Origin of the sequence: Amycolatopsis dongchuanensis, assembly GCF_039542405.1 — a bacterium.
In the GTDB taxonomy this organism is placed as follows: Bacteria; Actinomycetota; Actinomycetes; order Mycobacteriales; family Pseudonocardiaceae; genus Amycolatopsis_E; species Amycolatopsis_E sacchari.
The window spans coordinates 1-13397 of record NZ_BAABIB010000108.1; the positions used below are offsets into that span (position 1 = coordinate 1).

Here is a 13397-nt window from a genome sequence, read left to right on the forward strand (position 1 = left end):
CGACACACCCGGAAGCATCCCAGCCAACAACCGAAATCATTGTCAGACACGCCCTAGGTGGAGCCTGTCATCGACCACGGCCGCAAGGGTCTGCGCTAACCTGTAAGGCAGCCAAGCAGCCTTACACCTCGCGGGCAGGGGATTTCATGGCACCACCAGGCCGTTCGGGCCCGTCCGCCACGGTTCAGGCCACTCCCATCGCCCGGCTGCCGGTCGCCGAAGCGGTGGTCAACGCGATCAGGCAGGACATCGAGAGCGGGGCCTACGCGGTCGGGGACAAGCTGCAGTCCGAGGCGACGCTCGCCGCCCAGTACGGCGTGAGCCGTCCGGTCGTCCGCGAGGCGCTCCGGGCGTGTGCCGCACTCGGCCTCACCGAAACGAAAACCGGCAGGGGAACGTTCGTGGTCGCATCGTCGGTCGCCGGCGGGCTCCGGTTCGGGAAGTACTCGCTGCGCGACCTCGTGGAAGCGCGGCCTCACGTCGAAATCCCCGCCGCCGGCCTGGCCGCGCAACGCCGCTCAGCGGACGACCTCCGGCAGCTCGGGGCGCTCGTCACCGCGATGACGGCGGAAACCGGTACGGAAACCTGGGTCCTGCACGACGCGGATTTCCACGTGGCGATCGCTCGTGCCAGCGGCAACAAGGTTTTCGAGAGCATCGTCGTCGAGATGAGGGACGCGCTGGCCCGCCAGTCCGGAGCGCTGAGCGTGGTGCCGGACCGGCAACGCCGCTCGGACGAGGAACACCGCCGGATACTCGAAGCGATCCAACGCGGGGACGCCCGCGACGCCACTGCCGCCATGGCAGACCACCTGTCCGCCGTCGATGCCGCGCTCGACACGATCCTCAAGAGGAAGTAACGCCTTCGATGGCCTCTCCCAGCACCACCTCGGCGTCCTCCGGACGGCTGCGTACGCCGCGCCACGTGCCCGTCGCCGAGACGACACGCGGTGGATTGGTCGAATGCGTCCACTACGGCTCGGCGGTCGCGACCTCCCCGGACGGCACGCCCTCTCTGGCCATCGGCGACCCGGAAGCGCCCGTGTACCCGCGTTCGTCGCTGAAACCGTTGCAGGCGGTGGCGATGGCCCGCGCCGGGCTGTCCCTGCCGGCCGACCTCCTCGCGCTCAGCGCGTCGAGCCATTCGGGTGCCGCGGAGCACCAGGACGGCGCCGCCCGGATCCTCGCCAGGTACGGACTGGACGAGTCGGCGTTGGAGAACACCCCGGACCTGCCCTACGGTGCGGCCGAACGAGAGCGGTGGCTCAGCTCGGGCCACCCGCCGACCCGGCTCGCGCAGAACTGCTCGGGCAAACACGCCGCCATGGCCGCCACCTGCGTCGTCAACGGCTGGCCGGTGGCCGGTTACCTCGATCCCGCGCACCCGCTCCAGCGGCTCGTCGAGGACACCCTCACCGAACTCGTGGGAGAAGAGCCGTTCGCGGTGAGCACGGACGGATGCGGCACCCCGCTCTTCGCCTACTCGCTCACCGCGATGGCCCGCGCGTACGGGCGCTTGGCCGCGGCGGCCGCGGACACCCCCGAGGGCACCGTCGCCGCTGCGATGCGGGCGCACCCCGGGATGGTCGCGGGCGACCGGCGCGACGTCACCGTCCTCATGCGTGCCGTGCCCGGGCTGCTGGCCAAGGACGGAGCCGAAGCCGTCCAGGTCGTGGGGCTGCCCGACGGGCGCGGCGTGGCCGTCAAGATCGCCGACGGGGGCGACCGGGCGCGGATGCCGGTCACCGTCCGCGTGTTGCGAGAACTGGGTTTCGGCGCGCGATCGCTCGACGGGCTGGCCACCAGCCCTGTGCTCGGCGGGGGACGGCCGGTGGGACTCGTGCGTGCGGCAGAGGCCTGACTCACCTCCTGCGGACCAGCTCGCCTGCCGCGGTGATCGCGTCCTCGAAGGGCTCGTCCAGAACCGGTAGCAGCACGACGGACTCGCTGCCCGTCTCGTGCAGGGCGTCGACGGCGGCGGCGCAGCGTTCGAGCGGGCCGCTGATCGTGAGCCGGTCGAACCACTCGTCACGCAGTTCGTCCGTCCGGCCCGCGCGCATGAGGTCGAGGAGTTCCCCGCCGAACGGCAGCGGGCGCAGGTGCGGTTCGGTGCTGGGCGTGAGCGCCGCGACGAGGTCCTTGCGGACGCGTGCCCTGGCGCGGTCGGCGTCCTCGTCGAGGGCGAACCAGTTGTAGGTGACGATGGTGTGCTCCTCGCCGACGATCTCGCGCGTGGCGCGCACGTACTCCGGCGTCGCGGGCTCCGCGAGGATCGTGCCGTCGGCGCGTTTCCCGCCCACCGCAAGGGATTTCGGGCCGCGGACCCCCACCAGCAACGGCGGCGCGACCGCGGGCGGGAACTCCAGCCGCACGTCGTCGAGGTGCACGTGCCTGCCGTCCATCGAGACCCGCTCGCCCGCCAGCAGGCGCCGCACGGCGGTGAGGGTCTCGTCGAGCGCGGCCAGCGGGGACGACGGGTACGCGCCGATCTGCTTCATCCACGCGGGAACGCCGTGCCCGAAGCCGGGGAGCAGCCGCCCGGGGTGCAGCTCGGCGAGTGCGGCCAGCTCCATCGCCGCGATCGCCGGGTTGCGGGCGACGGTGGGCAGCACGCCGATGCCGACGGCGATGGACTCGGTCGCCGCGAGGACCGTGGCGGCGGTGGCGATCGCCCCGGCGTAGAAGCAGTCCTCGACGACCCACACCTCGTCGAGCCCGGCCCGCTCCGCCCGCTGCGCCAGGTCGACGAGCCGGGCGGGCGGGGCCTCCCGCGGGATGCGAATGCCGAGACGGGTCACGAAGTCCTCCTGGAGTGGTAGTTCACGCGGGCACGAGCCCGTCGCCGGGACCGGTGGTCCACGCGACGACCTCGCTGCCCCGTTCGACGAACGTGCCGGGGGCGGGCCGCTGCCTCAGCACGGGACGGTCCTCCGGCTCCGGCTCGATGACCTTCACCACCAGCCCCGCGCGCAGCCCGGCAGCGAAGGCCTTGGCGACGTGCAGGCCCAGCAGACCGGGCACCTCCACCAGTCCGCCCCCACGAGCCTGCTCGGCCTTCGCCCTGCCCCGTGCCATCACCCCGACGCTAGCAGGGCGCGCCAGGCATTTTGCGAAACCGGCAAAGATATTTGTCAAGGTCCTCCCGCCTCCGGATAGTGCGCGGTGGAAGGGAGTGACAGGCATGGAAGACAAGTACGACGTGGTGGTCATCGGCGGGGGAGCGGCCGGGCTGGCCGGGGCGCTGGCGCTCACCAGGGCGCGGCGCTCGGTGCTCGTGGTGGATTCGGGCGAACCGCGCAACGCCCCCGCCGGGCACATCCACAACTACCTCGGCCGCGAGGGCACCCCGCCCCGCGAACTGCTCACCATCGGCCGGGAGGAGGTCGCCGGGTACGGCGGCGAGTTCGCCGACGCGAAGGTGACCGCGGCGGAAGCGTTGTCGCACAACCACTTCCGCGTCACGCTCGACACCGGGCAGGCGGTGGTGGCACGCCGTCTGCTGATCACGACGGGGCTCGTCGACGAACTGCCCGCGATCCCCGGCGTCGCCGAGCGGTTCGGCGACGACGTGCTGCACTGCCCGTACTGCCACGGCTGGGAAGTCCGGGACCAGGCGGTCGGCGTCATCGCGTCCGGGCCGGCTGCGGTGCACCAGGCGTTGCTGTGGCGGCAGTGGACCCGGGACCTGGTGCTGTTCCGGCACACCGCGGCGGACTTCGGTGACGAAGCCCGCGAGCAGCTGGCCGCCCGCGACATCCGCGTGGTCGAGGGCGAGGTCGCCGCGGTCGAGACCAGCGATGACCGCCTGACCGGCGTCCGGCTGGCGACCGGTGAGGTCGTGCCGCGGCAGGCGGTCGTCGTCGGCACGCACATGACGGCCCGCTCCGAGCTGCTCGTGTCGCTGGGCCTGGAAACCGCGGAGCAGTCGGTCTTCGGCCAGGTCATGGGCACCTACGTCCCCGCGGACCCGACCGGGAAGACCGCCGTGCCGGGCGTGTGGGTCGCGGGCAACGTCACCAACCTCGGGGCACAGGTGATCGTGGCGGCCGGAGCCGGCCTCGGCGCGGGAGCGGCGATCAACAACGACCTGATGGTGGAGGACACCACCCGCGCGGTGGAGCAGCGCGCGGCCGCGGCGGTCGAACGGCAGGTCTCCGAGCTCGTCCTCGGCGACCGACGGCACGGGATGTGACGGCGGTGCACGACGACCAGCACTCCTGGGACGAGTGGTACCGCTCCGCCGACACGATCTGGAGCGGCCGCCCCAACCCGCAGCTCGTCGCCGAGGCGGCCGGGCTGCCGCCCGGCACGGCGCTGGACGCGGGCTGCGGCGAAGGCGGGGACGCGCTGTGGCTCGCGCGGCACGGCTGGCGGGTCACGGGCGCCGACATCGCGCCCGTCGCGCTCGAACGCGCCGCCACCCAGGCGAAGGTCGAGGGCCTCGACGTCGAGTGGGTGCACGCCGACCTGACCACGTGGACCCCGCCGTCGCGGTACGACCTGGTCACCACCCATTACCTGCACCTGCCGGGGGACGCGCTGGAGCGGGCGCTCACCCGGCTCGCCGCGGCGGTGGCGCCCGGCGGGACGCTGCTCGTGGTGGGGCACGACCACGAGCACATCGCCCGGCACCACCCCGACGTCGTGGACAGGTACTTCTCGCCCGAGTCGGTCGCGGCCCGGCTCGGCGACGGCTGGGAGATCCAGGTCGCCGAGACGAGACCCCGCACCACCACCGATCCGGGTGGGGAGGAGGTGACGGTGGGCGACGCCGTGCTCCGGGCACGGCGGGCGGACTGAGGAAAATCACCCCTTGCGGGAGTATCCGGGCGACGACCGGGAAGCCTGCGGTCACTTCACCGCCCGGACTCCCCAGGAGGATTTCGATGACCTCGTCAGTCAACGCCCGTACCCGGGCCCCCTCGCAGGTCGCCGCGGCCGTGGTGGGCGTGGTGTTCCTGCTCGTGGGCATCCTGGGGTTCATCCCCGGCGTGACCACGAACTACGACACGATGACGTTCGCGAGCCACCACTCGATGGCGATGCTGCTCGGCGTGTTCGCCGTGTCGGTCCTGCACAACATCGTGCACCTGCTGTTCGGGATCGCGGGCCTCGCGCTGGCCCGCACACCCGGCGGCGCCAGGAACTACCTCGTCGTCGGCGGGGTGATCTACCTGGTCCTGTGGATCTACGGCCTGGTGATCGACCACGACAGCGCCGCGAACTTCGTGCCGGTCAACACCGCCGACAACTGGCTGCACCTCGGCCTGGCCGTCGGGATGATCCTGCTCGGCCTGCTGCTGTCCCCACGACGGGCGGCCACCCGGGCCTGACGTGGCACAAGCGCCCGCTCCGGCCGGAGCGGGCGCGACCGCGTTCAGCGGTCCGTCCACTTCGGACTACGCAACGGGCCGTCGCTACCGGGCGGGCTCCCAGCCCGCCGCCGCGGGGTCGCCCACCGGGGGGCGCCGCTGGAACGGCACAGACTCCCAGCGCCGCACCCCGGCGCCCTGGCTGTAGGACAGGTGCCCGCCGAGCGCGCCGCCCGCCGACACGGCGAGCAGGCCCGCGAGGCTCCAGACCCGGTTCACGGTGCGGTCCTCCGACCGCCACGCGGCGAGGTAGCAGGCCGCGCCCACGGCGTTGCCGAGCGCGTGCAGCGCGCCGGTCCGCCGCTGCGTGGTGTCGAGCCCCGAGTAGTCGGCCAGTCCCAGCAGGACGGTCGGCGGGGTGGCCGCGAGCCCGAGCGCCTGCAGCCGCCGCGCCGTCTGCGGCTGGCCGAACCCGAAGTCGAACACGGCGGCGCTGACCCACGCGCCGATGGGCAGCGTCACGAGTAGCGGGTGCACGGGGTGACCGAGCCACGAGCCCCGCAGCGCGCCGTCGACCCGGGAGTTGCGCAGCAGCTTGCGGAGCCCCTTGGCGACGGCGCCGGCGGGCCGGTCCACCACGCGGGCCCGCTCGGCGGCACTGAGCAGTCGATGCAGGTTCATCGCCTCGAAGTACCCGCCCGCCCGCGTGGCGAATCCCCTCAGCGGTGCGGCAGCGCCACCGTCAGCGAGTACAGCCGGGTGATCTGGGCGGCGTTCTGGTTGTCGTCGCTCACCAGCAGCACCCGCAGCCGCCCGCCGGGCGCGGTGCCGAGGACGGCCATGCCCTCGATGTTGTCCAGCAGCGGGTTGAGCTGCGGCTGCTTGGCGGTCGCGCCGAGTGACGGGCAGTCCTCCAGGTCGGCCAGCGGGGTCTTGCGCACCAGCCGCACGTCCTGACCGGACAGTTCGTCCACGCCGCTGACATCGGTCGCGCCCCGCGGGTCGGCGAGGTAGAGGCGGATGGTGTTGCCGACACCGCTGGTGAAGCCGCGCTCCAGCACGAGCAGCCGCCCGTCGCCGGTGGCGGTCACCTCGGCGACGCCCAGGCCGACATCGACGCGGTAGGCGTACTGGGCGGCCAGCGCGAACTCGCCCCGCGTGCGCTGCCACGTCTGGAAGCGCACCAGGTCGGCCTGGTCGCCGGACAGCGGCTGCTCCATCGACGCCACCAGCGTCCGGCCGCCGGGCTGCAGTGTCAGCCCTTCGAACGTCGCGTTCGAGGTGGCACGCCCGGCCGGGGCCACGCGCAGCGCGTCCGGCACCGGGAGGCGGCCCAGCAGCCTGCCGTCGGGGGCGTACCGGCGCACCGACGGCTCGGTCTCGGACGTGACCAGACGGGTGCCGTCACGGTCGACGGCCAGGCCCTCGGAGTCCAGCGGCTGCCCGTTCTCGTCGGCGAGCGGTACGACGCTCTCCGGCTGCCGCGTCCGGCGGTCGAGCGTGAACAGCGCGGACCGGTCGGACAACGCGGCGAGGTCGCCGTCGCGGTCGACCGCGAGCGCGGACAGGTTGCCGACGAACGTGCCGTCGAAGGTCGTCTTGTCGAGTGCGTCGGAGAACGAGTCGATGTCCACCCAGCGCGAGCAGGAGTGCGCCGGCGTGGCGGCGGCGGCCTGCGGCGCGGCGAGGCCGCACGCCAGCAGCGCGCCGACGGCCAGTGACACAGCGGTACGGGAAGCCATGCCGCGGAATCTAGCGGCCCCCGGCGAACACGGGCCGAACGCGAGCCGACGGATTCAGACCGAGAGCCGGTTGTTGCCGTCGTGGTCCCGATCGGGCACCGCCGGGTCGTCGGTCCACCGGCCACCCTCGGACAGGTAGCGGAACGACACGACACTGCCCTCCGGCAACGTCACCGAGGCGGACTTGCGCCCGTTGGACCGGCGGCGCAGGACGTGGCTGCCCGGCCGCCAGTCGTTGAAGCAGCCCACGACGCTCGTCGTCCCCGGCGGCTGGTCCTTCTCCAGCGAGAAGGTCACCCGGACCTTGCCGAACGGCAGCCTCTTCAGCGTGATCATGTGGTCCTTCCCGGCAGCACGACGCGGAGCGCACACCCTAATGCCTCCGCGCCCGCCGCGACAGCCTCTCACCCGAACCGGGGTTCGTTTCCGTGCGCGTGGGAAGCAGGGAGAACGGGTAGGGTCACAACCCCGAAAGGAGTGGCGATGAGCGGTGGCCTCGGCGCGCTTTTCCCGGGGGACAGCAGGATGGCGGCCAGGATGCGGGACCACGCCTGGGAGTCCTCGCCGCTGGGACCTCCCGCGCGCTGGCCCACGAGCCTGCGCACGGCCGTGCGCATCTGCCTCACCTCGCGGTTCCCCATGGTCCTGTGGTGGGGCGAGGAGCTGCGGGTGTTCTACAACGACGCCTACGCGGCGCTGCTCGGCGCGAAGCACCCGGCGCTGGACCAGCCCGGTGAGCGGGTGTGGCACGAGATCTGGCACATCATCGGCCCGATGCTGCGCGGCGTGCTCGACACGGGTGAGGCCACCTGGTCCGAGGACCTCCTGCTGCCGATGAACCGGCACGGCTACCTGGAGGAGGCGTATTTCACCTACTCCTACAGCCCGCTGCACGACGACGACGGCACGGTGCGGGGTGTGTTCACCGCGGTCAGCGAGACCACCGGGCGGGTGATCGGCGAACGGCGCCTCGGCACGCTGCGGGACCTGGCGGCGCGGGCGGGCGGCGCCAGGACCGTGCCGGAGGCGTGCGCGCAGGTCGCCGACGTGCTGTCCGGCGCCACCGAGGACGTGCCGTTCGCCGAGATCCACCTGCGCGGCCCGGACGAGCGGCTGGAGCGGGCGGCGGTGAGCCCGGCGCCGGTGCGGCCACCGGAAGGCTGGCCGCTGGCGGAAGTGCTCGAGGACGGGGAGGCACGCGTCGTCACCGACGTCGCCGCCCGCTTCGGCGAGCTGCCGTCCGGCGGCTGGGCGCGGCCGCCCGCCGAGGCGGTGGTGCTGCCGCTGCCGGGGGAGACCGGCGCCGGCACGGTGGGCGTCATGGTGCTCGCGGCGAGCGCCCGGCGCCGGCTCGACGAGTCCTACCGCACCTTCCTCGGCCTCGTCGCGCAGCAGACCGCCGCGATGGTCAACTCGGCGGTGGCCTACCAGGAGCAGCAGCGTCGGGCCGAGGAGCTGGCCGCGCTCGACGAAGCCAAGACGCGCTTCTTCGCCAACGTCAGCCACGAGTTCCGCACCCCGCTGACCCTCATCCTCGGCCCGGCGAACGAGCTGCGTGAGCGGCTGACCGACGAGGGCCTCCGCGAGGAGGTCGAGGTGCTGCACCGCAACGGGCTGCGGCTGGGCAGGCTCGTGAACAACCTGCTCGACTTCTCCCGCATCGAGGCGGGCCGGATGCAGGCCCGGTACGAGCCGGTCGACCTGGCGCGCGAGACCGCCGAGCTGGCGAGCCTGTTCCGGGCGGCGGTGGAGAAGGCGGGCCTGGAGTTCGAGGTCGACTGCCGCCCGCTGTCCTCGCCCGTGTACGCCGACCGCGCCATGTGGGAGAAGGTCGTCCTCAACCTGCTGTCCAACGCCGTGAAGTACACCTTCGACGGCGCGATCCGGGTGGCGGTGCGCGAGGAGGCGGGCGAGGCCGTGGTGACGGTCTCGGACACCGGCGTCGGCATCGCGGCGAACGAGCTGCCCCGGCTGTTCGAGCGGTTCCACCGGATCCCCACCGCGCGGGCGCGTTCCAACGAGGGCAGCGGCATCGGGCTGGCGCTCGTGCGGGAACTGGTCCACCTGCACGGCGGCACGATCACCGCCGAGAGCGAACCCGGGGTGGGCACGACGTTCACCATCCGGCTGCGGCCGGGCTCGGCGCACCTGCCGGGCAACCAGGTGGTGACCACGCCCCAGACCGAGCTCTCCCCGCAGTCGGCGGAGGCGTTCGTCCAGGAGGCGCTGCGCTGGCTGCCCGGCGAGACCTCGGGAGACCGTGAGCCCCCGGACGAGCCCGCCGGGCAGGACAGCAGGCACGCGCGGGTCCTCATCGCGGACGACAACGCCGACATGCGCGAGTACCTGGTCCGCCTGCTGCGGCCGCACTACCGGGTGCGGGCCGTGGGCGACGGCGCGGCCGCGCTCGCCGCGGTCCGCGCCGATCCGCCGGACCTGCTCGTCAGCGACGTGATGATGCCGGGGATCGACGGGCTGGGGCTGCTCGCGGCGCTGCGTGCCGACCCGCGCACGGCGGGGGTGCCGGTGCTGCTGCTGTCCGCGCGTGCCGGGCAGGAGGCCGCGATCGAGGGGCTCGCCGCCGGCGCCGACGACTACCTGGTCAAGCCGTTCTCCGCCCGTGAGCTGCTCGCGCGCGTCCGGTCCACTGTGGAGCTGGCGCGGGTGCGCGGGCAGCACGCGCGCTGGCGCTCCGCGTTGATCGACTCCTTGCAGGAGGGGTTCTTCGTCGCCGACGAGGAGGGCACGGTCGTCGAGGTGAACGCGGCGTTCGGCGAACTGCTCGGCTACGGGCCCGAAGGCGTGCCCTACCCCGTCGAGCAGCCGTGGTGGCCCGACGCGGAGCAGGACCCCGGCGGGCACGCCGAAGTGCGCGGCACACTGGAGCGGATGCTCGCCGAGCCCTCGGGCAGCGCCGTGCTGCCGCTGCGGCACCGCGACGGGCACCGCGTGTGGACCGCGGTGAACTACAACGCGGTCCACGACGAGCAGTCCCGCCGCCGCGTGGTGGGCACCGTCCGCGACGTGACGGCCGAGCGGTACGCCGTGCAGCGGGAAAGCGCTCTCTCGGCGCTGAGCCAGCGCCTGGCGGGCGCGGCGGCCGAACCCGAGGTCGTGCAGCAGGCGCTGGAGTTCCTCCGCGCGCAGTGGGGTGCGCGGCGGGTGCTGGCGGTGACCTGGCGCACCGGCGCCGCGCCCTCTGCGGTGTCCACAGAGGACGGTGCCGCGTCGTGGGACGACCTGCCGGGGCCACTGCGCAAGACGGTCGAGGACCTGCGTGCGCTGCCTCCGCTGCACCCCGGGCACGCCACCGGCCCGAAGACGGCCCCCGGCGTGGGCACCACGGTGGACCACCCCGACGGGCAGCTGGCGATCTGGCTGGAACCCGACCCGGCGCGGCCGCTGGGTGAGCAGGACGAGACCTTGTTCGCGCTGCTGTGCGGCACGCTCGCGCAGGCACTGCGCCGCGCGTACGGCTCCGACCAGCAGCGGGCGGTCGCGCTCGCGTTGCAGCGCTCGGTGCTGGGCCCGGCGAAGCTGCCCGCCGGGTACGCCGTGCGCTACGAGCCCGCCACGCCGCCGCTGGAGGTGGGCGGCGACTGGTACGACGTCGTGCCGCTGCCCGACGGGCGCACCGGCATCGTCGTCGGCGACTGCGTGGGCCGGGGCCTGCCCGCGGCCGCGGTCATGGGGCAGCTGCGCAGCGCGTGCCGGGCCCTGCTGCTGGAGGACGGCGGGCCGCGCCACACGCTCACCGCGCTCGACCGGTTCGCCGACCAGCTGCCCGGCGCGTCCTGCACGACGGTGTTCTGCGGGGTGCTCGACCCGGAGGCCGGCACGCTCACCTACAGCAGCGCCGGGCACCTGCCCGGCATCCTCGTCGACGCGACGGGTGCCGTGCGGTGCCTGGAGGAGGCGGGCGGGGTGCCGCTCGCGGTCGGCATCGGGCGGCCGCGGCGCGAGGCGACGGCCGTCGTGCCGCCGGGCGCGGTGCTGCTGTACACCGACGGTCTCGTCGAGCGCCGCCGCCAGTCGCTCGACGAGGGCATCGACCGGGCCGGGGAGATCGCGAAAGCGGGGCGCTCCGCTGAGCTCGAAGACCTGGCGTCGCGGCTGATGAGCGAACTGCGGCCGGAATGCGGCTACGACGACGACGTCGCGCTGCTGCTGTACCGCAGGCCCGTGTCGGACTACGCGCAGACCTTCCCCGCCGAGCCGGAAAGCCTCGCGCTGATGCGTGCCGCCTTGCGGGAGTGGTGCGCCCGCAGCGGGCTGGACCCGCACCTGGTGCAGGACGTGGTCGTGGCCGTGGGCGAGGCGTGCACGAACTCGGTCGAGCACGCCTACCCGGACTCGGCCCGCGAGGTCGGGCTCAGCGCGAAGGTGGACGACGGCCTGCTGACCGTCGTCGTCACCGACAGCGGCCGGTGGCGGATCCCGCCGCCGGACAACCACGTGCTGCGCGGCCGGGGCCTCGACCTGATGCGGGCGCTGGCCAGCGCGGTCACCGTCGACACTTCCGAGGACGGCACGACCGTGACCCTGCAGTGGAGGACCAGGTAAATGCCCACCGCTTTCACGACTTCGCTGAGCGAAGCCCCCGACGGCGGCCGCGTGCTCACCCTCACCGGGGAGATCGACCTGACCAACGCGGAGGAGTTCCGCGCCGCGCTCGCCGCGGCCGTGCGGGGGACCGGTCCGGTCACGGTGGACCTGACCCGGATCGACTACCTGGACAGCTCGGCGCTGTCGACGTTGTTCGCCTGCACCGAGGACCACGACGTGCGGATCGTCGCGCCCTCGCTGCTGTCCAGGGTGCTGCGCGTGTCGGGGCTGACCGAGGTCGCCACGGTGACCATTGTGGACTGATCAGCCGTGCCTGCTCCGGCCGGGGACCTTGATGTCGTAGTGGGCGATCTTGCGGTAGATCGTCGCGCGGCTCATGCCCAGCAGTGACGCCGCCTTGGCGACGCTCGCGCCCGGCTGGGTCAGGCAGCGCACGATCTCGTCGCGCTCGACGGCCTCCATCCGCGTCAGCCGCCGCGTGCCGCCGGTGAACACCTCCGGCGCGAGGTGGCGCGTGTCGATCACGTCCGCGCGGGTCGCCGCCTGCCGCACGACGTCCCGCAGCTGCCGCACGTTCCCCGGCCACTGGTACGCCTGCAAGGCCCGCATCGCCGCCGGGGTGAACCGCGACCGCCCGGCGAAGGACCGCGCCAGCGGCTCCACGTCGTCCGGCCGGTACCGCAGCGCGGGCACTTCGACGACGGTGTCGGCGAGTTCGCCCAGCACGTCCGGAATCGCTGCCGGGTCCTCGGCGGTCAGCGTGAACGGCGCCGGCACCGCCGCGGGCACCGCGGACAGCGCGGCCGCCAGCTCCTCCGCCGCGGACACCGGCAGTGCGTCGACCCCGGAGATGATCACGCACGTGTCGGGCTTGCCGAGTTCGGGCGTCCACAGCGCCAGCCACGCGTCAGCGTCCTGCGGCGCGGGCGGGCGCGCGTTGAGCACCCGCTCCCGCGGCCGCACCGCGCGCCGGGCCGCCGAGGCGAGCACCGTCTTGCCCACGCCCGGTTCCCCGCTCACCACCACGACCCTGCCCCGCGCGATCGCGCCCTCCGCCTCGGCGAGCGCGTCCTGCCACGCCCCGGACAGCCGCGGCTCGGGCAGCCGGTCGCTGTAGACGCGGAACACCTCGCCACGCGGGGCGGGCCGGGCGGCGTGGCCGGAACCCCGCGCCATCATCAGCGCCGCGGTGTTGCCCGCCGCGGCCTGCGCCACCGCGAGCAGCAGCTCCTTCGACGACTGCGACCACGTGGTCAGGTTGACGCTGCCCAGCAACGCGCCCGTCGCCGGGTCGAGCACGGGAGCCGCGGCACACGTGTAACCCCACAGCCCGGAGCAGTAGTGCTGCTCGGCGCTGACGAGGGACGGCGCGCGGTCGGCGAGGGCGAGCCCGAGGCCGTTGGTGCCCGCGTTGCGCTCGGCGTAGGAGAACCCCGGCGCGAGGTGCACGCGGTCCAGTGAGCGCAGGATCGTGCTGTCGCCGCACAACCGGCTGAGCACGAAGCCCTCGCTGTCGGTGAGCATGAGGCTCACCGGCTCGTTGGCGAGCGTCGCGTGCAGGCCGCGCAGCACCTCGCTGCCGCACTCGTAGAACAGCGAGCCCTCGTCGACCGTGCCGGTGAACACGGGCTGCACCTCGTCGGGCGGGACGCCGTAACGCTCGCTGCGCTGCCAGGACGCGCGCAGCCTCGCCGGAACCGCCACGGGGCGTTCGTGAGCCACTTCCCGCACCTCCAAGCTCGCGTCGCTGCGGCCTGCTCCGCCACGGTACCCGGCG

13 protein-coding genes are annotated in these 13397 nt (G+C 73.6%); 7 read left to right on the forward strand and 6 right to left on the reverse strand.

Translation table 11 applies throughout. The annotated features are described in order from the left end of the window. The first annotated feature begins 146 nt into the window (after positions 1-146). Both ABFX51_RS27940 and ABFX51_RS27945 read left to right on the forward strand, forming a co-directional pair. Entirely contained in the window at positions 147-860 is a 714-nt protein-coding gene (locus tag ABFX51_RS27940) for a FadR/GntR family transcriptional regulator (RefSeq protein WP_346055423.1), read from the forward strand. Between the two features lie 8 nt (positions 861-868). Then, complete coding sequence (locus ABFX51_RS27945) at positions 869-1861, forward strand: asparaginase (protein ID WP_346055425.1); 993 nt, start codon at positions 869-871, stop codon at positions 1859-1861. A gap of 1 nt (position 1862) precedes the next feature. Here the strand turns inward: ABFX51_RS27945 and ABFX51_RS27950 are convergent, their stop codons facing one another. Both ABFX51_RS27950 and ABFX51_RS27955 read right to left on the reverse strand, forming a co-directional pair. Next, positions 1863-2798 carry an LLM class flavin-dependent oxidoreductase gene (locus ABFX51_RS27950; RefSeq protein WP_346055426.1) on the reverse strand — a complete coding sequence of 312 codons (936 nt, stop codon included), beginning with the start codon at positions 2796-2798 and terminating at the stop codon, positions 1863-1865. 22 nt (positions 2799-2820) lie between these two features. Next, the gene (locus ABFX51_RS27955; protein ID WP_143249841.1) at positions 2821-3075 is read right to left on the reverse strand and encodes a PASTA domain-containing protein; all 255 of its coding nucleotides are present in this window, start codon (positions 3073-3075) and stop codon (positions 2821-2823) included. A 106-nt stretch (positions 3076-3181) separates the two neighbouring features. On the opposite strand from ABFX51_RS27955, the gene ABFX51_RS27960 reads away from it, so the two are divergent. From ABFX51_RS27960 to ABFX51_RS27970, 3 genes are all read left to right on the forward strand, one after another. Further along, positions 3182-4192 (forward strand): NAD(P)/FAD-dependent oxidoreductase, encoded by a 1011-nt coding sequence (locus ABFX51_RS27960; protein ID WP_346055427.1) that lies wholly within the window; start codon positions 3182-3184, stop codon positions 4190-4192. A gap of 5 nt (positions 4193-4197) precedes the next feature. Beyond that, on the forward strand, positions 4198-4800 hold the full coding sequence (locus ABFX51_RS27965) for a class I SAM-dependent methyltransferase (RefSeq protein ID WP_346055428.1): 603 nt from the start codon (positions 4198-4200) through the stop codon (positions 4798-4800). An 86-nt stretch (positions 4801-4886) separates the two neighbouring features. Then, on the forward strand, positions 4887-5333 hold the full coding sequence (locus ABFX51_RS27970; RefSeq protein ID WP_091505707.1) for a DUF4383 domain-containing protein: 447 nt from the start codon (positions 4887-4889) through the stop codon (positions 5331-5333). A gap of 84 nt (positions 5334-5417) precedes the next feature. Here ABFX51_RS27970 and ABFX51_RS27975 read toward each other — a convergent pair whose 3' ends face one another. From ABFX51_RS27975 to ABFX51_RS27985, 3 genes are read right to left on the reverse strand one after another with little or no spacing between them, the layout of a single operon-like run. Further along, positions 5418-5993, reverse strand: a complete 576-nt coding sequence (locus tag ABFX51_RS27975; protein WP_346055429.1) for a DUF2231 domain-containing protein — start codon at positions 5991-5993, stop codon at positions 5418-5420. Between the two features lie 38 nt (positions 5994-6031). Beyond that, positions 6032-7054, reverse strand: a complete 1023-nt coding sequence (locus ABFX51_RS27980) for an esterase-like activity of phytase family protein (RefSeq protein WP_346055430.1) — start codon at positions 7052-7054, stop codon at positions 6032-6034. A gap of 54 nt (positions 7055-7108) precedes the next feature. Continuing rightward, positions 7109-7390, reverse strand: a complete 282-nt coding sequence (locus tag ABFX51_RS27985) for an isoamylase early set domain-containing protein (RefSeq protein ID WP_091505712.1) — start codon at positions 7388-7390, stop codon at positions 7109-7111. Between the two features lie 147 nt (positions 7391-7537). Here ABFX51_RS27985 and ABFX51_RS27990 point away from each other — a divergent pair, with 147 nt between their 5' ends. Together ABFX51_RS27990 and ABFX51_RS27995 are read left to right on the forward strand one after the other, a co-directional pair. Next, entirely contained in the window at positions 7538-11617 is a 4080-nt protein-coding gene (locus ABFX51_RS27990; protein ID WP_346055431.1) for a SpoIIE family protein phosphatase, read from the forward strand. After that, positions 11618-11923, forward strand: a complete 306-nt coding sequence (locus tag ABFX51_RS27995) for an STAS domain-containing protein (protein ID WP_346055432.1) — start codon at positions 11618-11620, stop codon at positions 11921-11923. Here the strand turns inward: ABFX51_RS27995 and ABFX51_RS28000 are convergent, their stop codons facing one another. Further along, positions 11924-13342, reverse strand: coding sequence for an AAA-type ATPase lid domain-containing protein (locus ABFX51_RS28000; protein ID WP_346055433.1), 1419 nt, complete (start codon positions 13340-13342; stop codon positions 11924-11926). Positions 13343-13397: the final 55 nt, after the last annotated feature.

Bases quoted from the DNA above. Each gene is read 5' to 3' on its own strand.
- ABFX51_RS27940 (WP_346055423.1), top strand. From the start codon at position 147: ATGGCACCACCAGGCCGTTCGGGCCCGTCCGCCACGGTTCAGGCCACT.
- ABFX51_RS27945 (WP_346055425.1), top strand. From the start codon at position 869: ATGGCCTCTCCCAGCACCACCTCGGCGTCCTCCGGACGGCTGCGTACG.
- ABFX51_RS27955 (WP_143249841.1), bottom strand. From the start codon at position 3,075: ATGGCACGGGGCAGGGCGAAGGCCGAGCAGGCTCGTGGGGGCGGACTG.
- ABFX51_RS27960 (WP_346055427.1), top strand. From the start codon at position 3,182: ATGGAAGACAAGTACGACGTGGTGGTCATCGGCGGGGGAGCGGCCGGG.
- ABFX51_RS27970 (WP_091505707.1), top strand. From the start codon at position 4,887: ATGACCTCGTCAGTCAACGCCCGTACCCGGGCCCCCTCGCAGGTCGCC.
- ABFX51_RS27975 (WP_346055429.1), bottom strand. From the start codon at position 5,993: ATGAACCTGCATCGACTGCTCAGTGCCGCCGAGCGGGCCCGCGTGGTG.
- ABFX51_RS27980 (WP_346055430.1), bottom strand. From the start codon at position 7,054: ATGGCTTCCCGTACCGCTGTGTCACTGGCCGTCGGCGCGCTGCTGGCG.
- ABFX51_RS27985 (WP_091505712.1), bottom strand. From the start codon at position 7,390: ATGATCACGCTGAAGAGGCTGCCGTTCGGCAAGGTCCGGGTGACCTTC.
- ABFX51_RS27990 (WP_346055431.1), top strand. From the start codon at position 7,538: ATGAGCGGTGGCCTCGGCGCGCTTTTCCCGGGGGACAGCAGGATGGCG.
- ABFX51_RS27995 (WP_346055432.1), top strand. From the start codon at position 11,618: ATGCCCACCGCTTTCACGACTTCGCTGAGCGAAGCCCCCGACGGCGGC.